The organism is Paenibacillus sp. JL3B1040, assembly GCF_057063165.1.
Genome location: NZ_CM169317.1, coordinates 3941828 through 3960932 on the forward strand (window position 1 = coordinate 3941828; position 19105 = coordinate 3960932).

The 19105-nt window shown below is 54.7% G+C and carries 21 protein-coding genes; 3 read left to right on the plus strand and 18 right to left on the minus strand.

Going from position 1 to position 19105, the window contains the following annotated elements; translation table 11 throughout:
* Positions 1 to 49: 49 nt before the first annotated feature.
* The 12 genes from ACZF99_RS17820 to ACZF99_RS17875 all read right to left on the minus strand — a co-directional run bounded on the left by ACZF99_RS17820 (position 50) and on the right by ACZF99_RS17875 (position 14842).
* Positions 50 to 1711, minus strand: coding sequence for a response regulator transcription factor (locus ACZF99_RS17820; RefSeq protein WP_483606410.1), 1662 nt, complete (start codon positions 1709 to 1711; stop codon positions 50 to 52).
* Positions 1701 to 3503: a cache domain-containing sensor histidine kinase gene (locus ACZF99_RS17825; RefSeq protein WP_483606411.1), complete on the minus strand. Its 1803-nt coding sequence runs from the start codon at positions 3501 to 3503 to the stop codon at positions 1701 to 1703. Before ACZF99_RS17825 ends, ACZF99_RS17820 begins: the two co-directional genes overlap by 11 nt.
* Positions 3504 to 3680: 177 nt before the next feature.
* Positions 3681 to 4511, minus strand: a complete 831-nt coding sequence (locus ACZF99_RS17830) for a carbohydrate ABC transporter permease (protein WP_483606412.1) — start codon at positions 4509 to 4511, stop codon at positions 3681 to 3683.
* Between the two features lie 17 nt (positions 4512 to 4528).
* Positions 4529 to 5404 carry a carbohydrate ABC transporter permease gene (locus ACZF99_RS17835; RefSeq protein ID WP_483606413.1) on the minus strand — a complete coding sequence of 292 codons (876 nt, stop codon included), beginning with the start codon at positions 5402 to 5404 and terminating at the stop codon, positions 4529 to 4531.
* A 103-nt stretch (positions 5405 to 5507) separates the two neighbouring features.
* Positions 5508 to 6827, minus strand: a complete 1320-nt coding sequence (locus ACZF99_RS17840; protein WP_483606414.1) for an extracellular solute-binding protein — start codon at positions 6825 to 6827, stop codon at positions 5508 to 5510.
* Positions 6828 to 7109: 282 nt separating this feature from the next.
* The gene (locus ACZF99_RS17845; RefSeq protein WP_483606416.1) at positions 7110 to 8129 is read right to left on the minus strand and encodes a glycoside hydrolase family 130 protein; all 1020 of its coding nucleotides are present in this window, start codon (positions 8127 to 8129) and stop codon (positions 7110 to 7112) included.
* A 369-nt stretch (positions 8130 to 8498) separates the two neighbouring features.
* On the minus strand, positions 8499 to 9212 hold the full coding sequence (locus ACZF99_RS17850; RefSeq protein ID WP_483606417.1) for a GntR family transcriptional regulator: 714 nt from the start codon (positions 9210 to 9212) through the stop codon (positions 8499 to 8501).
* Between the two features lie 11 nt (positions 9213 to 9223).
* A complete protein-coding gene (locus ACZF99_RS17855) occupies positions 9224 to 10243 on the minus strand; it encodes a sugar kinase (RefSeq protein ID WP_483606418.1) in 1020 nt (339 codons plus the stop codon).
* Positions 10236 to 10991 carry a 2-dehydro-3-deoxy-phosphogluconate aldolase gene (gene dagF / locus ACZF99_RS17860; protein WP_483606419.1) on the minus strand — a complete coding sequence of 252 codons (756 nt, stop codon included), beginning with the start codon at positions 10989 to 10991 and terminating at the stop codon, positions 10236 to 10238. The genes ACZF99_RS17855 and dagF overlap by 8 nt, the downstream gene beginning before the upstream one ends.
* A 1-nt stretch (position 10992) precedes the next feature.
* On the minus strand, positions 10993 to 12096 hold the full coding sequence (locus tag ACZF99_RS17865; protein WP_483606420.1) for a DgaE family pyridoxal phosphate-dependent ammonia lyase: 1104 nt from the start codon (positions 12094 to 12096) through the stop codon (positions 10993 to 10995).
* Entirely contained in the window at positions 12062 to 13174 is a 1113-nt protein-coding gene (locus tag ACZF99_RS17870; protein WP_483606421.1) for an amidohydrolase/deacetylase family metallohydrolase, read from the minus strand. The genes ACZF99_RS17865 and ACZF99_RS17870 overlap by 35 nt, the downstream gene beginning before the upstream one ends.
* Before the next feature lie 93 nt (positions 13175 to 13267).
* Positions 13268 to 14842 (minus strand): DUF4127 family protein, encoded by a 1575-nt coding sequence (locus tag ACZF99_RS17875; RefSeq protein ID WP_483606422.1) that lies wholly within the window; start codon positions 14840 to 14842, stop codon positions 13268 to 13270.
* A gap of 130 nt (positions 14843 to 14972) precedes the next feature.
* Between ACZF99_RS17875 and ACZF99_RS17880 the strand changes: the two genes are divergently transcribed.
* From ACZF99_RS17880 to ACZF99_RS17890, 3 genes are all read left to right on the plus strand, one after another.
* On the plus strand, positions 14973 to 15404 hold the full coding sequence (locus ACZF99_RS17880; protein WP_483606423.1) for a hypothetical protein: 432 nt from the start codon (positions 14973 to 14975) through the stop codon (positions 15402 to 15404).
* A gap of 98 nt (positions 15405 to 15502) precedes the next feature.
* Complete coding sequence (locus tag ACZF99_RS17885) at positions 15503 to 15616, plus strand: putative holin-like toxin (RefSeq protein ID WP_232282255.1); 114 nt, start codon at positions 15503 to 15505, stop codon at positions 15614 to 15616.
* A gap of 221 nt (positions 15617 to 15837) precedes the next feature.
* Positions 15838 to 16011, plus strand: coding sequence for a DUF6809 family protein (locus tag ACZF99_RS17890; RefSeq protein WP_483606424.1), 174 nt, complete (start codon positions 15838 to 15840; stop codon positions 16009 to 16011).
* 73 nt (positions 16012 to 16084) lie between these two features.
* On the opposite strand, the gene ACZF99_RS17895 is transcribed toward ACZF99_RS17890, so the two are convergent.
* From ACZF99_RS17895 to ACZF99_RS17920, 6 genes are all read right to left on the minus strand, one after another.
* The gene (locus tag ACZF99_RS17895) at positions 16085 to 16351 is read right to left on the minus strand and encodes a hypothetical protein (protein ID WP_483606425.1); all 267 of its coding nucleotides are present in this window, start codon (positions 16349 to 16351) and stop codon (positions 16085 to 16087) included.
* A 26-nt stretch (positions 16352 to 16377) separates the two neighbouring features.
* Positions 16378 to 16656, minus strand: a complete 279-nt coding sequence (locus ACZF99_RS17900) for a holin (RefSeq protein ID WP_483606426.1) — start codon at positions 16654 to 16656, stop codon at positions 16378 to 16380.
* 14 nt (positions 16657 to 16670) lie between these two features.
* Entirely contained in the window at positions 16671 to 17603 is a 933-nt protein-coding gene (locus ACZF99_RS17905) for a peptidoglycan recognition protein family protein (RefSeq protein WP_483606427.1), read from the minus strand.
* Positions 17604 to 17926: 323 nt separating this feature from the next.
* The gene (locus ACZF99_RS17910; protein WP_483606428.1) at positions 17927 to 18217 is read right to left on the minus strand and encodes a hypothetical protein; all 291 of its coding nucleotides are present in this window, start codon (positions 18215 to 18217) and stop codon (positions 17927 to 17929) included.
* Between the two features lie 96 nt (positions 18218 to 18313).
* Positions 18314 to 18745 (minus strand): hypothetical protein, encoded by a 432-nt coding sequence (locus ACZF99_RS17915; protein WP_483606429.1) that lies wholly within the window; start codon positions 18743 to 18745, stop codon positions 18314 to 18316.
* A gap of 67 nt (positions 18746 to 18812) precedes the next feature.
* A complete protein-coding gene (locus ACZF99_RS17920; RefSeq protein WP_483606430.1) occupies positions 18813 to 19097 on the minus strand; it encodes a hypothetical protein in 285 nt (94 codons plus the stop codon).
* Positions 19098 to 19105: the final 8 nt, after the last annotated feature.

The following is a 19105-nucleotide window of genomic DNA, read 5'->3' on the forward strand; positions in this document are numbered from 1 at the left end:
TGTTCCCCCCGCTTCTCGGCCGGCGGTTCAAATGCCGTCCGGCCGCCTCCTAGTCTCTGGCCGGTTCCCTGCCGGCCGTCACCGTCGTATCCCCGCCGCCCGCGGGCGCCTCGTGACTGACGCGCAGGCCGCGGTATTCTTTCGGCGTCATGCCCGTATAGGTCTTGAATACGGACACGAAATATTTGTATTCCTTATAACCGACCTTGTCCGCGATCTCGAATACTTTATCTTGCGTCGTGGCCAGCAGGTTCTTGGCCTGCTCGATCCGCATCTCGTTCATGTATTCCGTAAAGCCCTTCCCCGTACTCTGCTTAAAAATATAGCTGAAATAGCTTGGAGTGATTTTCAGCCAAGCGGCGACCTCGGAGGCTTTAAGGTCCGTTCGGTAACGGTCGACGATAAATCTTTTCGCTTTTTCGACGATCCAGTAGGACTTGTCGATCCCGTTTTGATCGATGAGCTGCTGAAGCTCCTCCATATCCTCCAGAACCACCGTTTCGAGACCGGCATAGGAGTTATAAATATTCGGGTCCGGCTGCCCCCGGCGTGCATAGTCCAACCCGGTCATTCCGCTTTTGCGCAAGCGCTGGCGCAGCAGCGCGAACAATTCCTCGTACAGGTTCCAGGCTTCCGGCAGCAGGTAACGCGATTCCCGGAAAAATCGGAACATCCCCTCCACCGCCCGGCGGACTTCCTCCCGGTGCTGTTTGAATAATGCGGAGACGAGACCCTGCACCGTTTCCGTGATGTCGAAGCCCGGCAACGATCGGCCGGACAACGCCGTTTCTCCGTAGTCCGCCGTCAGGACCCGGCGGCCGTCCAGCACATGAAGCGCCAGCAGGCGCACCGCTTCGGCGCAGCGGTCGGCGGTTTCCCCCAGGTCCTCGTACACGGCGGAAGCCCCGCAATAAATCCGGCCCCCCGCCCCGGGGTCAAACGACCCCACGGCCGATGCCAGCCGCTCGGCCCACGCGTTCGGTTCGGCCCGTTCCTCCGAGGCCAGTAAAGTGATCAGCAGATTTTCATGGTCGAAAACGGACACCGCTCGGATCGGGCTTCTGTCCAGGCTGCGGTGCAGCCCGAGCAGCCATGCCTCTTGGATCGACTCGTACCGATCCGCTTCCATACCGGCGAATCGTTCGTGGAAGTCGGCCAGTTGGGTCGCTACGATGCGGAATTGGACGCCGTCCAGCGAAGGCGGCGGTTCTTTGCCGTACGCCGAGCCGTGCCGGGCCATACCCGAAAGCCACAGCTCGATTTCCCGAGCTTTCTCTTCCATGTCGCCGGTCCGGATGCCGGCAACGATTTTTTTCACGACAGAGCTCAATTCCTCGATGTCGACCGGCTTCAGCAGGTAGTCTTCCACGCCAAGCCGGATGGCCTGGCGCGCATATTCGAAATCCTCATACCCGCTGATCATGACGACCTGCACCGTTGGATGCCGTTGCCGCAATTGCTTGGCCAGCTCCAACCCGTCCATGCCGTCCATGCGGATGTCCGAAAGCACCAGTTGGGCGCCGTGCTCCTCGACCAGCCGCAGCGCCTCTTTCCCGTCATACGCCTCGCCTACGACTTCCACGCCCAGCATCGTCCAGTCGATCGTATATCGCAGCCCCTCGCAGATGACCGCTTCGTCGTCCACGATCAGCATTTTCACGCGTTTGCCTGCGCCCGCAGGCTCCACATTCGTTCGAAGATCAGGATTCATGAGGTTCACCTCCCGGATGACAGGCCTCGGCAAAAGGGAAACGAAGCCGTACCCACGTGCCTTCGGCCGAAGTATCGACGATCTCCAAACCGTAATCCTGTCCGAAAAAGATCGATAGTCTTTCGTGAATATTAGACATGGCTCCCTCCCTGGTTCCGCCGCTTCCCGACCGATCCAGGGCGCTCCGGATAGCTTCCGCCTTGCCGGGATCCATTCCTTTGCCGTTGTCGATCACGTCCACATGGATTTCGCCTTCGCGGGCGTAACAGCGAACGTTCACTTCCCCGAACGGCTTGCCGCGATCCAGGCCGTGCTTGATAAAGTTCTCCACCAGCGGTTGGATCGTAGCCTTCAACGTTACGGCCTCCTCAATGCCCGCCTCGGTATGGAGGGAATATTTCAACTTTTTCTCCCCAAGCCGGCGCTGCTGCAGATACAAGTAAGACTGGGCAAATTCCAGCTCCTTGCGCAGCGTGGTTTGGTAGCTCCCGTTGTTCAAGCTGGACCGGAAAAATTTCGACAGCATTTCAATCAATTGACTCGACTTCGACGCCCGTTCCAAACGCGCCGTCCAACGGATCATATCCAGCGTGTTGTACAGAAAATGCGGGTCCATCTGGTTTTGCATGAGCTTCAGCTCGGATTCCCGCTCCCTAAGCTCCAGCTTGTACTTATGCTCGATCAGTTGCTGGATCGTCGCGACCATCTCATTGAACTTGCGGTTCAACTCGGAGATTTCGTCGTTGGAGTTGACCGGAACCCGAGCGTTGAAGTCGCCGTAAGTGACTTTGCTGGTTTCCTTTTTGAGGCGCAAAATCGGGCGGATGATCGTGTAATGGAACCCGATCAACGCGGTCAAACCAAGCAGCATAATCGCCGTCAGGATGACCAGCATCGTCATCTTGATCCCGCGGAACTCCTCGGACACCTTCGCTTCGGGAATCATGGCGACCACTTTCCAGTCCGTATTTTCCATCCGATTGTATAAAGTTAAGTAACGCTGGCCGTTCACCTCGTACGTCAGATCTCCCCGAGCGGACGACAGCTTGTCCAGTAGCGGCGCTCCCGGCTGGGGCACACCCGGCAACGGGTTCGCCGAGCCCAGGATCACCTGGCCTTCCGCGCCGACGATGAACACGCTCCCGGCTCCATCCTTGAAAATCCCTTTTTCCAACAGGCCGACGATGCTCGCTTCGTCCAAACGGATGATCAGCCTTCCCAGCGGTTTGGTGATCTGGCTGTAGGAGTTGAGGACGCGGAACATCGACAGGACGCGAACCTCGCCGTTCCAATCGCTATGGAGCGCATATCCTTCGGTCCAGGTAATTCCGCCTTTGCGGGCTTTGGCGGCCTGCTCCCATTTCGATTCGTCGCCGCTGAACGGCTCGCCCATCTCGATAAAGCTGCCGTTGAAGCCATAAATTTCGATCGCCCGGATGTAGCCTTTCGACATCAACTGGAACGTCAGGAAATCTTCGATGTTGCGCTTCAGGTTGGCCTGCTGTTCGCTGCCGAGCGGCGGCGATGTGCGCAAGAAGTTCCGCATGTCCGGGCTTAAAATCAAATAATTGGCGATATCCTCGACCATTTTGGTTTGCTCGCCGAGTTGCCCCGCGACGTTGTCGAGATTTCGCTTGGTCGAATTGATGAACTGGTCCCGCAGCACCTGGTTAAATTGGATTTGCACGACCACGCCGACGCCGAATGTCGGCAGGATGACGAAGATCAGGAAGATGACAAGCGCCTTTCGTTTTAAGCCAAAGCTGCCGAGAATCCTTCTGTAGCTCGTCATCGCACGCTCCTCCGTCCGGTCGTGATGTAGTGTTTCGTACCAACGCCATCGTCTGCGTCTGCCGATCCGTAACGGACCGTAATGACGTTAAATCTCTGTCCGTTACAGTTTCGAGCTGCCGGTTTAGAGTCAAATAAAGTCTCTGGAGTCCGTTAGCGGACTCTCCCGCTTGCCTACCTAGCCTTTGACCGCTCCCGCTGTCATGCCGGTCACCAGTTGCTTTTGCAGCAGCAGGTAGAAGATAATGATCGGAATGAGCGCCATCGTCAGCGCCGCCATTTGCAGGGTGAGGCTCGCCGTTTCGATGCCGACGAAGTTGGCCAGGCCCAGCGGCAACGTCTTGAGAGAAGACGAGCTGATCAATACTAAAGCGAATAAATATTCATTCCAGTTATAAATAAAGTTGAGGATGACGACGGTGGCCATCGCGGGTCTCGTAATCGGGAGAATGATCGACCAGAAGATCCGGAAAATGCCGGCGCCGTCCATCACGCCCGATTCCTCCAAGTCCTTGGGGAATCCCCGCATGAAGCCCTCCAGAATAATGATCGTTAATGAGAGGTGGAACGCCGTATACGGCAAAATTAACGATAAATGCGTGTCCAGCAGATGCAATTTTTGCATGATCAGAAAGATCGGAATCAGTGTCGCGTGAATCGGTACCAGCATGCCGAGCAGAAATACGCCGTAGGTGATTCCGCGAAGCTTGAATTGAAACCGCGATAGAAAATAGGAGGCCAAGGCCCCGAAAAATACGGTCACGATCAAGGACGCAAACGTGACGAAAAGGCTGTTCAGAAAATACACGTTCATATTCGCGACCTTCCACGCCTCCGCGTAGTTGGAAAAATGCAAAGCCTCCGGGAACGAAAACGGATTGGCCGCGTATTCCTGTTCATTTTTGAAAGAGTTGACGACCATCCAGAACAGCGGAACTATATTCATAATAGCGAATAGGCTTAGAAAAGTGTACGCAAATATTCGGAAGCCGGCAGACTTCTTATTCATGGCAGTTTCCTCCTCCCTTAAGCATCTTTTTCTCGGCCCAAACGGTTCACCAGCGAAATCACGATCAAGCTGAACAGCAGAATCAGAATCGAAACCGCACTGCCGTATCCGTAACGCATGTTCATGAAGGCGCTGTTGTACATATGGATCGTCATGACCTCGGTCTGGTGCGCCGGGCCGCCGCCCGTCAAGATTTGAATCAGGTCGAAGACGCGGAAGGAGTTGCTGATGCTGTAAACGACCCCAACCATCAGCGTGCTGCGAATCATCGGGATCGTAATGCGAAAGGTCCGTTTGAGCCCGGTAGCCCCATCCAGTTCGGCCGCTTCGTTGACCTCGTCGGGGATGTTTTGCAGCGCGGCCAGAAAAATGACCATATACAGCCCGCAGTTCTGCCAGATGTACGCAATGCTGATCGACAGCATCGACCACCGGTCATCGCCGAGCCAATTTTGCTTCCAGCCGTCAAGGCCGATGATGCCCAGCAGATTGTTCAGCATCCCGTACTCCGTGTTATAAACCATCCCCCAGATCAGAGATACCATGACGGATGAAATCACGACCGGCATAAAGCCGACCGTCCGGAAAAATCCGGATCCTTTGAGCCCTTTGTTCAGCAGAAGCGCAAGCAATAAACCCAGCGGAATCTGGCCGATCAGGCCGGTCACCATGATGATGACGTTGTTTTTGACGGACAGCCAGAAGGTGTCGTCGCCCAGGATCTTTACGAAATTGTCAAGACCAACGAACCGCATCGAACCGATGCCGTTCCAATCCATCAACGAATAGTACAGCGAAATCCCGATCGGGACGATGGCAATGCCCAAATAGATGACAAGCGCCGGAAACAACCCGAGAAAAATCGCCAGTTTCGTGCCTCGTAACGTTTGCATCAGTGGTTCCCTCCTTTATGTCGAATTTAGGTTCAATCCCGATGAATGAAGAAAACCCGGGAATCGGGTTTTCTATCACGCATCGAATTTGAAAGACGTCTCGTTAATTGCTGTAGTTTTCCATCGCTTCCTGAACTTCCTTGGCCAGCTCTTCCGGCGTGCCGCGGCCCACGGTCAACGCTTGCAGTCCGTTCTGCATGACGTCCACCACTTGCGTAGGAATGACGCTGTCGAATACCGGGGCGGTGCCATTTCCGGTCAGCGCCAGCATCTCTTTCAGATAAGGGCTGGCGTCTTCGGGAACTTCCACCTTAGCCGGCACGACCACCCCATTGCGGATCAATTCTTTATACAAATCTTCGCTTACGAAAAACTTCAAGAACTCCTCGGCAGCCGCTTTCTTCTTCTCGTCTAGCCCGCTCTTGATGGCGATGCCGTATTGTACGATCCCGGCGCTCTTCTGCGGATCGCCTTTACCGCCATCTACGCTCGGGAACAGGGCGATGCCGAACTTGTCTCCCTCATCGTTGTTAATCCGCACTCTTCCGTCAACGGTTGCGGAGGAGATATGCATGGCCGCTTTGCCTTGGATAAAGTAGTCCTGGCCTTGAACCGAATCCATGTTGTTGGCGTCCGTATTGAAGGCGCCCAACTTCGTCAGCTCGTCGATCACCGCAAGCGCCTTGACGAACTCGGGGTCGGTAAATTTCGCTTTGCCTTCCATCACGGCCGGAAGGAAATCGCTTCCGGTGAACCGGTCGCCAATAATGGAGATGTAAGACGATTGCAACGGCCATTGTTCCTTGTTGCCGAGCGAAATCGGGGTAATTCCCGCCGCTTTCAGCTTTTTCACCGCATCGATGAATTGATCGTAGGTGTCGGGGAATTGATCGTAACCCACTTGCGCGAACATCTCTTTGTTGTAATAAATGATGTCTACGAAATTCTGCTTGGTCGGTACCGCATATTGCTGTCCGTCCACGTTAAACCCGGAAAGCGCCGCTTCCGGTAAAATCGTACCCCAATTGTCCATCAGATCGTTGATCGGCTGAAGCAGATTCCCGGCAACGAGCGGCGACAAATCCGCTCCCGGCCAAACGACGTTGATATCGGACAGGTTGTTGGCGGCCGCCAGCGTGCGCAGCTTGGTCTTATACTGGGCGGACGGCACGCCATCTTGCTTGATCACGATGTTCGGGTGCTGTTTTTCAAATTCGGCGATCCGCGCTTTGTAGACTTCGTTGTCCACGTTCGGGGAGGTCCAAGGATGCATCATGTTCAAGGTAATCGTCTCCGCCTCGCCTGCACCGCCGGCGTTGTTGCCGCCCGCCGCGTTTTCGTTGCCGCAAGCCGCCGCGAACAGCGTCAGCACCGCAACCAAACCGAGCAGCACCGCTTTTTTGCCTCTGTGTGTTTTGCCCATAATCAACCCTCTTCTCATGGTATTTGGATCAAGATCCATAAACATAACAGGATATGGTCGTTTTTGTTACTCCACCTGTTATATTACTTATTATAAAAGCTACGTTCATTCAACTATATCCTATAAATTTTCGATTATATCCGAAATATCCCGCTGATTTTGATGTGATTCATCTCATTTTCAGAAAACTGTGTCATATAACATAACATTTATAACGGTAAGCGTTTGCAAAAAGTACTCTTTGAATAACCGCTTTACGCGGTCATTCAAATGCAAATACGATTAGGCTTGCGGCTCGTTCAGAATATAATCGACAAGCTCCTCGACCGGCACCGTTGCCAACGCGATCGCCGTATCGGTCACCCCGTAGTAGATGTACAGCAACCCGTCTTTGACGACATTCCCCGTCGGGAAAATGACGTTCGGAATCTGGTAGCCGAATTTCTCGTAATACGTTTCCGGTTCCATGATGAAGTTTTTCGTGCGGGCGATGACTTTCTCCGGATTTTCCAGATCCAGCAGCATCGCGCCAACGCGATAGACCACCTCGTCGTCCACGCCGTGATACAATACGAGCCATCCGCGATCCGTCCGTACCGGCGGCGTCGATCCGCCGATTTTGCGCGATTCCCAGGCCAGGTTTTCCGCCTTCGCCAGCAGCTTCGGCTCCTCCCAGTGGACAAGATCGTCCGAATAGGTGATCCACATCGCCGCTTTTTCCGTGCCGTACGCTTCGCCTACGTATTCCTCCGGCCGGCGCAGCAGCACGAACTTGCCGTTAATTTTCTCCGGGAACAGGATATTGTCGCGGTCGTTGATGTCAAGCGGCGTCGTGTCGGCCACGAACTCCCAATCGATCAGGTTTTTGGAGGCGAGAATCGACGAACGCGTCAGCCAGTGGCCTTCCTGCTCGCCCCACCCGTCCGGATACTCGGGGATCGAACGCTCCGGCACGCCCCGGCCCGTCGGGTAGTAGCTCATCGCGCACGGCCGCAGCGCATAGTTCAGGTAGAACGTATCGTCGATTTTTACGATCCGCGGGTCCTGCACGCTGCCGTACGGGAAACCGAGCATGTCCGGCGTGACGATCGGCTCGTCCTTCACATGGGTGAAATGCACGCCGTCTTCGCTTTCCAGCAGGCCCAGGAAGTTTTTGCACGGCGCCAGGGAGCCTGCCGTCCGTTCGATCATGTAAAATTTGCCGTTATCGATGATCACCGCCGGATTGAATACGGTTACTTTTCTCCATTCGAAACCTCCCGGTACCACGATCGGATTTTCCGGATGCCTCGTTATCTTCATCTGTGCTCCTCCTCATGAAACCCCTTAAATATTGATCTTTACTGTTATTATAGCCTCGGCCCCCGCACGGAAATATCCCATAAACTTTCGAAATCATCTGAATAAATTCAGGTCTTGTTGTGTCTGCTTGCGCCTTTGCACGATTATCCCTTTCGTTAAGGGAGCAAGGGTAGGGACTAGGCTAGGCTAGGACATTCCAAGCTTGTCCGTTTCTCCGCTCCATGGTCTGATCAAACGGGATAACTGTGCAAAGCGTCCAGACAGCGAGTGTTGACCTCATTGAAAAAGCCGTCCCGAAACGGGGAGAACCCGCCTGTCGGGAGGGCCTGCAAACAGCTTCTCGCTTCTTGCAGCCGGAGAAACGCCGCGTTACGCGTCATAATCGACAATGTAACTTTGCAGCTCCGTATTGTAATAGCCGACGCTGTACTCGGCCACTCTTCCCTGGACATCCCGCGAATACCGCGACCGCTTCAGCACGGGCACCCCGTCGGCCAACCGCAAGAAACGCTTCGCCTCGTCCGGCGGAACGGACACCGCAAATTCGTCCCTAAGCTTGTCCAGCGAAACGCCGCGCTCCTCCAGCACTTCGTAAAGCGAATGATCGCGAAAATCCTCGAGATCCGGTTGCTTCCGGCCGGACGCCACGTAGTGCTCGTAAAAAATATAAGGCCGGCCGTCGAGAAAATACGCGCGTTCCAGCTTTAAGCAGCGCTCCCCGAACAGCCGATGAAGCTCGGAGCCCGCCTCGTTTCGCACCGTTTCGGCACGGAGCCATTCCTTGCGGATCTGATGGTTTTCCTCCACCAGAATCTCCGTGAAGTGCTTCCACTTGGACCACTTCGAAGCCGCCTTATTGCGGATCACTTTGGTGCCTTTGCCGCTGCCCTTCTCCAAGTAACCTTCCTGCACGAGCTCCTGAATCGCGCCGCGGACGGTGATTTTGCTGACGGCGAATTCCTGCTCCAGTTGGGGCTCGGAAGGGATATTCGAACCGAGCGGGTATTCGCCGTACAAAATGCGATCCTTCAGGATGTTTTTGATTTGTAAATACAACGGTCTATCTTTACGGGACAAACTCACGACCCTGTTCCCTACCTTTCCACATCGCCGGCGGCGGATTGCTCCATCGCCCGGAGGATTTCCGCCTCCGTCGCCATTGGGGTGTCGCCCGGCACGGTATGCGCCAGCATGCCCGCCGCCGCCGCAAACCGGACGGTTCGCTCCGGGGCGAAGCCCTGCAGTTCGCCGTGGATGATCCCGCTGGCGTAAGCGTCTCCTGCCCCTATTCTATCATAGACGGAGAACGTCAGCCGATCGGAGAAATGAAGGCAATCGCCCTTATAGAGAAACCCGCGCAGCGAATGGGTATTGTCGCCCTGGATCCGGCGGTGCGTACCGGCAATTACGGAAATGCCGTAGCTTTCCGCCACGGCCGGAATCAGCTCCGCCAGCTGCTCCTCCCGTTCTCGCCGGGATGTGGTCATCCCCAGCGTAAATAAAGCGTCCTGCTCATTCATCATCACGATGTCCGCCAGCCGCAGCATCGCTTCGTAATGCGGTTTGGCTTGGGCGTAACCGCCTTCCCCCCAAAGGGACGGCCGGTAATTGCAGTCGAAAATCACCTTGCCCCCTTGCCGCTTGACCGCTTCGGCAAACGATGTCATGTGCGCCCGCACGCCGTCGTTCATCGCCAGCGTAATCCCGCAAAAGTGGACCGCATCGATGCCGGCGGCGATGTCCGCGAAATCGTAGGCCTCTTCGGGCGCGGTGTTAAAACTGCTGTCCAACCGGTTCGAGTACGTAACGCGGCTGGGGCGCAGGCCAAAGCCGTTCTCCAAAAAATACATGCCAACGTATTTGCCGCCCCTTACCACGCGCGCGGTGTCAATGCCTAGCTTGCGCAGGTACGCGGCCGCGGCGTCGCCCAGCGGATTGTCCGGCAACCGCGTAACCAGCGCACCGGCATGCCCGTACCGGGACAAAGCCGACACGACGTTGACGCCGGTGCCCGAAAAGGAATACTTCAGCGTATCGCTCTGCGCCAGCGTATCGTACCCCGGCACCTGCAGGCGCATCATTACTTCCCCGAAGGCCGCAACGCGTTTAGGCATAATGGTCCGCCAGCTTTTTCATGATTTTGGTCAGCAGCAGCACGTCTTCGGTCCGAGTGCTGCCCGTCGCCTTGTCGATGATCGAAGTATACACATGCGGGATCACCTGCGGAACGCCGGCTTCCAAAGCGATGCGCAGGATCGCCTCGAAATTGTCCAGGTCGATGCCGCCGGTCGGCTCCAGCGCAAAATCGGCCTCGGCGCAGGCCGCCGCCACGGCACGCAATTCATCTTCGCGGCTAAGCCCCTGCATCGGGAAGTATTTGAGCGCATTGCCGCCCATATCGCGCACCAGCGCGATCGCCGCTTCGACCGGAACGATCGCCGGTTTCTCCTGAGCGGCGCTGACCGGACCGGTGGAAATGTTAACGTACCCGGCCTCCCCCGTCGGCGAAACCAGGCTGTTGATCCAGCTGTCTTGCGCGCCGAGATTGGCCCGCGTTGCCCCGACGGCCGGGAACACCTGATTGATGTGGCTGCCGGAATAATGCTTGGCGATTTCCGCGACGACCGCCGCTTGGCGATTATCGCCGGCGCCAAGGCCAATCGACACCGCGTCGTCGATTTCCCGGCCGTACGCTTTCATCGCCGTCACGGCTTCCTCCACCGTAGGGTAGTCCTTGGAGAGCACTCCGACAAGCACGTAGCCCTCCGCCGCTTCGAACACTTCCTTGGCGTTGGCAATATCTTTGGCCAATACGTTGAGGGCCACCCGTTTTTTATAAAATCGTTTTGCGATCTGCAACATCTTAACGTCCTCCTGCCAATTCGCGTATTTTTGCGGCAATCACCTGGATATCGTCGCCCAGCAGCGGGCGCGGATCGATATCGAAATACCCTTGTCTGACCCCATAATCCCGGGTATAAATCGCAATGTCACCGGTTTGCAGCGCATGAACCATTTCCTTCGCGGTCATTCCGGCCTGCTGCGGATCGACCTGCACCCGCGCCCGGTAAATTGCCCGCCCGGCTTCGTCCTGCACGATCGAAACCCGGACGCCCGGGAGATCGCCCAGCGGCATCAGCGTCTGCAGTGCCGCTTTTTCCCGCTCGCTGTTGTCCGGTTTGGCGGCATACTCGTCCAAAGCCTGCAGCAGGCCGAAGGACGTTTCCTTGCCAACTTTCATGCTCCGTCCGATGCCGTGCAATTGCACCTTCACCCATTCGATGTAGGCGCGTTTCCCGGCGACGATCCCGGAAGTGGGCCCTTCGATTGCCTTGGAGCCGCTATAAATCGCCAAATCGGAGAACTTCACGTATTTTTGCAAGTCCTCTTCCGCCGCCGCGTCCACGATCATCGGCACCCGGTTCCGCTTCGCCACCTCCCACGCTTCCTCGACGGAGATCATGTTCTTCTGCACTGCATGATGCGATTTCACGTACAGAATCGCCGCCGTGTTCTCACCGATCGCGTCTTCGATATGCTCCGCCCGACCTTCGTTGGCGTAGCCGACCTCCGCCAACTTGCCGCCACCGAGATACACCATCGTCTCCACCGGTGCGCCGTATTGCACGTTGTGGCCCTTCAGGATGATGATTTCGTTACGGGGAATCTCCTCCTGATGCAAACGCAGACTCTTGCGCCGGTCGCCCCGGGTCACGATCGCCGCTACGGATAGAGCGATGCCGCTGGATGCCGAGTTCACGATCACCGCCGCCTCCGAACCGACGTGCTTGGCGACATAGTCCCCCGCCTTATCGACAAGATCGGCGATTTCGACGTAGCTTTGGCCGCCCCGCTTCATCGCCTCCATCACGGTGTCGGTCGGCGCGGACACGCCGAGGATGCTCATCCGCCCGCTGGCGTTGATGACGCGTTTAAGCCCATACTTCGCATTCAATGAACTTTCCATGGACAATCACTCCTTTAGCTTCGATGCGGCGGTCCGAGACGCGCCGTTCTCCCTCCGAATCGATCAATACCGTCGGTTCTTCCTTGACGGCAAACAAGGTTAAATTGGCCGGGTCCCCGACCCGGATGCGGCCAAGCTCCTCTCTTCCCAGCCACTGCGCGGCGCGCGTGGTCACCGCCGCGATGATCTCTTCCAGCGGGTAACCGAGATAGAGGAATTTGCTCAGCACGTTCGCCATGCTGTACACCGGGCCGTTCAGCCGGTTGCCCCGGTAGATATCGGTGCTGATCGTATCCGGGTTGATGCCGTGCCGCTTGGCCGCTTCGGCCACCCGGAAGGAGAAGCTCGCCGTGCCGTGGCCGACGTCGAGGTGTACGCCCCGGCCGACGGCGTCGCGGAGCACCTGGAGCGGTTCGCCCGATGCAGCGAACAGATTGTTCGCTTTGCCGTTGAGATAATGGGTAATGATATCTTGTCGCTGCAGCAGCGGAATTACCTCCCGGATATCGGGCGGTGCCGAACCGATATGCACCATCAGCGGCAGCCCCGTCTCGCGCGACAGCTCCCGCGCGATGCGCAGCGGTTCGACGCCGTTCTCCCGGACCACGCTTTGGCTGATCCGCGCTTTCAGGCCGACGATGGAGTCGCTGTAATCCGCGAGCGCTTCCTTCACCCGATCGCGGTCGATCCAGGCCAGGCGTGACAATTCGTCGACGCGTTTAAGTCCGATGCGCGAGATGTTCAAGAACGCTAGCAGGTTCGTCGCCGCCCGTTCGCCGCTCGCCACGAGATCGCCGATCCGGTCCGCTCCGCAACTGCCGGCGTCCACGATCGTCGTGACGCCCCGCTTCACGCCGATCTCGTCAATTTCGTCGCCGTACGGATCGAATTCCGGAAACGCGTGGACATGCATATCGATCCAGCCGCTGGAGACGTAAAGGGAGGATCCGTCCCACTCCCGATCTCCGCGGGCCTGACCGGATCCGGCAATTTCGGCGATTTTTCCATCCTCGACCACGATGTCGATCCCCTCCCCACTCACCCTTTTCAGATGGCGTAGAACGGTTCTTTCCTTCACTTTGCTCGCCTCTTTTAAGTTATCGTTGTCATGTTTACGATTGGATTAAGTTTAACACGGAAATGGCGTTCGGTAAATATAACGTTATAATGTTTATGGGCGAAATCCTTCGAAACCTTCGATCGTCAACTCGAATCCGACCTCAAACATGCGTCTCCACGGAAAATGCAGTCCGTTCAGCCGAATCTCGCCTTCCCTTATATTCGCAAAATAATGCGCGGCCGCCCGTTTCATTTTGTCGGCAAGAATTGTCTCCGCCTGCTCCAAACAATGCTCCAGCTCATAATAACTCGCGTTCAGCCGGGGAAGATCGTTCTCCAGCATGTCCTGGCGTACCCGCGATTGATACAGGAAGTCTTCCGCCAGCCGGTGGTAATAGAAGATTCGGCTCGCCTCATAACCCTGCACCGACTCGCCCTGGGCCCAGCGATCCGCGTAGTACGAAGCGATGACCAGATGGGCGACGACCGTTCCCAGCGCGTTCCCGGAGGTGTTCCAGCCGGCGTAGGCCGTTAACCGGTCCACCTGCCCTTGCTGCTGAAGCAAATTCATCAGCACCGGATCGCCGCCGTTGCACGTCGCTATGTCGCCTAACGCCACGAGTTTCCCTTTGCGCAGGTAGGCCCCCATCGCCTCGGCGATCTCCCGGTAATGGATTCCCGAGAAATAGGAACGATGCCGGTCCCGGAACGGGATTTGCTCGGCCATCTGCGCCTGGTCGACGGCCGGCGAGTGGACGAGCAGCACCAGATCCGTCTCGGCGGAATGGTCGGCAAGGACGGCTCCGGCCGCGGTAATATGCGATTTGACACTTTCGTTCAAGCTGCGGTCCTCGTATTTGGGATTGACCAGCGGACCTTTGGTGGAGGAATAACGCACAAAAATCTCCGGTTTATACTGTTTTAGTTCCCCGAAAATACGCGCAAACATCGTGCAGCCAATTTCGTCGGCTCCCGGATAGATCAGCACTTTATCCAGCACATTCAGCGCCTCCACGCGGCAAACCAGCATTTGCTGCTCCGCCCGGGAAAAGCCGTATTGGGAATTGTCGTCCAGCGGGATGACCAGATGGTCGATCACGCCTTCGCGGACCAGGGTCAGCACGTGCTGGTTCACCTGCTGATTGACGGCGCGGCGCTCCAGAAAATCGCTTAAGTCAGCTTCCGGAATAAGTCGCGTGACCTCCTCCAGTTCCCGGCGTTCCGCCGGGGTCAAAGCCTCCTGATCCGCCTTGTCGGTCAGGTAGCTGTATTTGAAAATTTGCCCGCCATGGAATTTGTAATAATCCGGCTCCTCTTCGTCTTTGTTGTTGTTCGGCACCCGCATGATCAGATTAAAGGCATGGATCTTGACGCCGGGATAACGGCGTTTGATCTCCCCTAATACCGCCAGCCGCCGCAAGCACTCCTCCAGGGATAAATGATGCAGCCGGGACGGCACAATCCCTCCGTAAACGAGCAGATCGATCGATACGAGTAAATAATCCGCGCCTTCCGCAGCCTCGATCATCCATTCCCGAACCGCGTTCGTATCCGCCGGGCGTTTCTTGTCCCCGAGCAGGGAACGATCCGGAACGACGAGCGTCACGTCCGTCATTCTTGCCAGTTGCCTGGGAAACCTCTCGTTGCATGGTCTTTCGTCCAGCGGCACATATACCACTTTCGCCATAAAGCCACTCCCTCCCGTTAGCCTGATTTCCATCGAAAAACAGCGTATGGGTTATCGTACGCTTAATGTAATCTTAGCCTTCCGGCAGTTCAGGAAATATCCCATAAAATTACGATAATATCCGAAAATGTTGTTTATTTGCGAAGCTCGGCAAACTCTTCGAAATAGAAGCGCCTTGGTTGTACCGCTGATCGCCGTGATTTTTATACTGGCGGCCTGCAGCGAGAACAAAGCGGAACTGCAATTGGATACGCCCCGTTCGGGAGCGGTCCTCGATACCCGAAAAATTCAAATTTCCGGAAAAGTATCGAATTTCAAAGAAAGCTATTTTTTCTATCAAATTGAAGACGGGCACTCTTTCATAGGAGAAGGAAAGCTAACGGTCGATCGCGAGGGGCGGTTCAACTCCGCAGTAGAGGTCAACGCTCCCTCCAACGCTTATGCCACAATCCTCTTTTATGCGGATGAAGATCATAACGGAAGATTTGATGTGGAGACCGATACCCGGCAAAAAATAGGGTCGGTGACCGTGGAGTTTGATGAGTCGGTGGTTAATAGATAGTTGCTCTCAAAATTCTACTAAATATGGTATAATACCCCTAACAACAGAGTGGCTTAGATGGGTGGTCGGCTAGTCTCCCCAGATGGGAGGTGATGCCTGTGGAGGTTAAAGACGCACTGTCTTTGATGATACAATTCGGAGCGCTATTAATAGCACTCATCGGTTTGGTCATTACGATAGTAGCTACGTCAAACCAAAACAAAAAGAAATAGACCGCCCACGTGGTAGGTAAGGGGTCTATTCCTTTAACCAACTACAGCCGACCGCTCTTCAAAGCGGCTGTTGTCAGAGTGAAGATGTTCGCGCATCTTCACTCTTTATTTTATGCAGAATGATTTGCTTTCATTCTATCACAAAGGAAAACGGATTGACAATGTACATCCCCAACGTTCGTGAATCATCTCTAAATTACTTCCGAGTTGTAGAGTATACTATGATGACTTGGAAGGAGCGGCATTCCGAAGAGGAGTTTGAAGAGCTGGAAGCGCTATTGGACATCTACGCACAGATCCATGGGATGGAGTTAACCTCTTCATTTCGCCGCGGCTTTCGGCTTGGAGCCTGTCTGATGGTTGAAGTTTTGGGCGAAAAAGATGGAACTTGCTGAAAATAAGCTCTTGCAAAAAAAGGCCGCTCGCAAAAAAGCGAAGCGGCCCCATACAATGGGAGGCTAGGGAGGTTCAGGAGGCATGATGCCGCCCTTTTGTCACAGGAGCCCAAGCCAATATATTCTCGATCCGAAAAGCCCGTGGCGCATGGGAAGCCAAGCAGGTCGCCCGCACCAAATCCCCTCGCACATCATGAACTTCGATCCGCCGCTGCGTAATTTTGCCCGCACGGTCGACGTAGATGATTTCTACGGTCTGGCCGATGTATTTTTCCACCCGAATCATCTCCAAATAAGAACGTTTGTTTGTATTATATGCAAACAGATGTTCTTTATTCAACTGGAAAATAAATCAGCCGGATTTCATCACTTCTCTTTCGTCATTCCCTGACGATTGTTCCCAAGCTCGAATAATCCGGTGGCCGACAAGCCGGCCAAACCTCCCGCCCACAGCCGCAGCACCAACTCCATTTCCGTAAACGGGTAAGCTGCGGCTCCGACCAATACGCCGATGACGAGCCCGATGAAGGGGATCAGGTTTTTGGGCAGGTTGATGGTCGTTTTGACGAGTTGGACCAAAGCTAATACGAATACGGACAAAACCGAGGCAAAGGCCAACACATTGGTTAAAATTTCGTTTTGCATGACTACCCTCCTTATTATTGCTCCGGAATGCCCGCGGCCCGCCTCAGATAATTCGCCAGATTGTTAAAATGCTGTGCCCGCGCCTTGTTCCCCTCGTCCCGTGCTTTAAACCAAGCCGGGGAAAGCCAGCGGAAGATGATTTCCTGCGCGTTGCTTTTCGGCAGCGGAATCAACGGGCCGGGTGCGGCGGAAGCGGTCAGCGGGATTCCCGAAGCTACCCGCAGATTGTTTGCCAGATTGTGAAAATGCGTCATTCCAACCCGGTCTCCTTTCGCTTGCGAGGCGAACCAAGCCGGGGATACATAGTTGTCGATCAAAGACTGCGCTATGGATGCAGGTAATGGGGCAAACGACGTATTCGAGTTGGGCGTCGGACCGGGAGCGCGCATGATGTTAATTTCAGCCGAGATGTCGTCCAGCAAGTGGTTCAGTGTTTTCCCGCCCGTGGCCAAAGCCTGATCGGGATCCTTTCTTCGCGCGGGATCCAACTGACGATGGGTCGGGATATAGACGTAAGGATTCTTATTCCATTTGCTGCAGCAATACGCCAGATACCAGACATACCGCTTGTACGCTTCCGTAAAGTTTATGCGCCCGCCGTAACAAAATTCCACCCCGATTGCCGCGTCGTTGGCATCATAGCCAAACAAGTCGTTGTCGGTAGTGACGTTGTACAGCACGTGCCACGCTTTTTCCGCCAGGTCGGTTCCGGTGCCGGTCGGTATGATTTCAAGGATTTTCGTATCGTCGATAAACACATGGGCCGAGGCCGAGCGATTCGTTTGGGAGTTGAAGTAGGCATAGTGATTGTCCGCCGTTGCGCCCGGATTCCCCGAATCATGCGCCACAAAAAACTCCGGCGTTCCGGTCGACAATCTCGTCCCGGGTCTTACGTTCGGCCGGATCGCGACGTACCGCCTCTCAATTCGGTATTTTCGTGTATCCATATGCGATTCACCCCTTCCGTTTATATTATTCTGTATGGTAGCTCATTCGCTTGTGCGCTTGTTTGTCCGATTCTGGGGCACATAAGAATAAAAGAAAAGAGCCTGCGATATTTAGCAGACTCTTGGTATAATTCAGCATATACAACTAAACTTGGGTGGGACAGTACCGCCTCCGGATGGGAGGTGCTGCGTAAGAACGAAAATAATCCGCCCAGGTTAGCGTCAAAGTGCGGGTTATTATCTGCATCCTGATCTTGGAGGTTCCACCGGGGAGGCTGTGGCGTAGCCTCTTTGTTTCTGTAACTCAATAATTCACAGGGCGATTATTCCTCCAGCCGATCGATCCGCTTATGGGCTTGTTTGGCCGATTCCTCAACGCGCGTCAGCCGCTCGGAGAAAGCTTCAAATCGCTGGCCTTGCAGCTTCTGCCCCACTTTCATGTCGTCAACGCCCCGCTTGATGTACTCTACATCCGCCCGCTGTACCGCATCAGCCGCAGACTCCTGTGCAACATCCTGCCGGATTGTCCTGGCTCGACCCGCCCACCCTAGCGCCATCCCGCTTAACCCCGTCAGCACGGACACAACTGCAGTTATTAGTGTGACATCCTTCATGCGTATCTCCTTTCCCCTCCGACAACATATCCTCAAGATCGTCTCTAAGGGCATAAGAAAAAGCACCCCTGAGGGTGCTTTCGATAAGAATAATAATTATGGAGCTGAGAAACCCAGCCGGTACTGTGCCAGATTATCGTCCGTCTTTCTCACCACAATATACACTTTTGCTCCATCTGGTACTAAAATATCACCTATGATAAGGCTTGGTCCTATATAAGGATCGTTATAAAAAATTGATGATTCCCTTCCATCAGGATATTTAATTTGACATCCAATTCTAAAATTCTCATAATCACTAGAGTTTAAGAAGGCACGGAAATTTCCCATTTCACCAGTATTATTAGTATAGACGAACCAGTCCAAATCCTGACTATTTTGAATAAACAGTTGAAAGTAATCACCATTGCGAGCCGTGATAGCATTTTCTTTAGTATCCCCAATTCCAATAGCGGCAGGCGTTACTTCTGTAGCAAAAACAGACGACGGTAATGTTAGTACCGGCCGATTTTCGACTCTATTATACACCCATCTCCTAAATGATGTAAATTAATAGATTATTTTAGGAGTTTTTAGAACATAGATTTTTGCTCCCTTACGATGCGGTTTCTTCTGTGATTTCTTCGTACTTCTCGATGAGTTGTTCGTAATCGTAAACGCCGATTTTCCCGTCATTTTCCTTATACACATACTGCCCGAGATGTACGACTAGCGGCGTTTCTCCTGCACTCCTGATTATTCCGGCCCGTGCGATACTTCCATCCGGATTATACTCGGCGGTGACTCGCAACCCCGTGAATTTTGCGATCTCCTGTATCGTTGATGGTTCCGTAAACTCCATTGCTTCTGCGCGGTCTTTACTTCTAAACATTCTGATCATTGTCAACA

What these genes read in the sequence shown, in the direction of transcription:
- ACZF99_RS17855 (WP_483606418.1), bottom strand. Translation starts at nt 10,243, where the DNA reads ATGCCTAAACGCGTTGCGGCCTTCGGGGAAGTAATGATGCGCCTGCAG.
- dagF (WP_483606419.1), bottom strand. Translation starts at nt 10,991, where the DNA reads ATGTTGCAGATCGCAAAACGATTTTATAAAAAACGGGTGGCCCTCAAC.
- ACZF99_RS17865 (WP_483606420.1), bottom strand. Translation starts at nt 12,096, where the DNA reads ATGGAAAGTTCATTGAATGCGAAGTATGGGCTTAAACGCGTCATCAAC.
- ACZF99_RS17900 (WP_483606426.1), bottom strand. Translation starts at nt 16,656, where the DNA reads ATGCAAAACGAAATTTTAACCAATGTGTTGGCCTTTGCCTCGGTTTTG.
- ACZF99_RS17890 (WP_483606424.1), top strand. Translation starts at nt 15,838, where the DNA reads ATGATGACTTGGAAGGAGCGGCATTCCGAAGAGGAGTTTGAAGAGCTG.
- ACZF99_RS17820 (WP_483606410.1), bottom strand. Translation starts at nt 1,711, where the DNA reads ATGAATCCTGATCTTCGAACGAATGTGGAGCCTGCGGGCGCAGGCAAA.
- ACZF99_RS17920 (WP_483606430.1), bottom strand. Translation starts at nt 19,097, where the DNA reads ATGATCAGAATGTTTAGAAGTAAAGACCGCGCAGAAGCAATGGAGTTT.
- ACZF99_RS17875 (WP_483606422.1), bottom strand. Translation starts at nt 14,842, where the DNA reads ATGGCGAAAGTGGTATATGTGCCGCTGGACGAAAGACCATGCAACGAG.
- ACZF99_RS17905 (WP_483606427.1), bottom strand. Translation starts at nt 17,603, where the DNA reads ATGGATACACGAAAATACCGAATTGAGAGGCGGTACGTCGCGATCCGG.
- ACZF99_RS17835 (WP_483606413.1), bottom strand. Translation starts at nt 5,404, where the DNA reads ATGCAAACGTTACGAGGCACGAAACTGGCGATTTTTCTCGGGTTGTTT.
- ACZF99_RS17845 (WP_483606416.1), bottom strand. Translation starts at nt 8,129, where the DNA reads ATGAAGATAACGAGGCATCCGGAAAATCCGATCGTGGTACCGGGAGGT.
- ACZF99_RS17910 (WP_483606428.1), bottom strand. Translation starts at nt 18,217, where the DNA reads ATGAAGGATGTCACACTAATAACTGCAGTTGTGTCCGTGCTGACGGGG.
- ACZF99_RS17830 (WP_483606412.1), bottom strand. Translation starts at nt 4,511, where the DNA reads ATGAATAAGAAGTCTGCCGGCTTCCGAATATTTGCGTACACTTTTCTA.
- ACZF99_RS17840 (WP_483606414.1), bottom strand. Translation starts at nt 6,827, where the DNA reads ATGGGCAAAACACACAGAGGCAAAAAAGCGGTGCTGCTCGGTTTGGTT.
- ACZF99_RS17825 (WP_483606411.1), bottom strand. Translation starts at nt 3,503, where the DNA reads ATGACGAGCTACAGAAGGATTCTCGGCAGCTTTGGCTTAAAACGAAAG.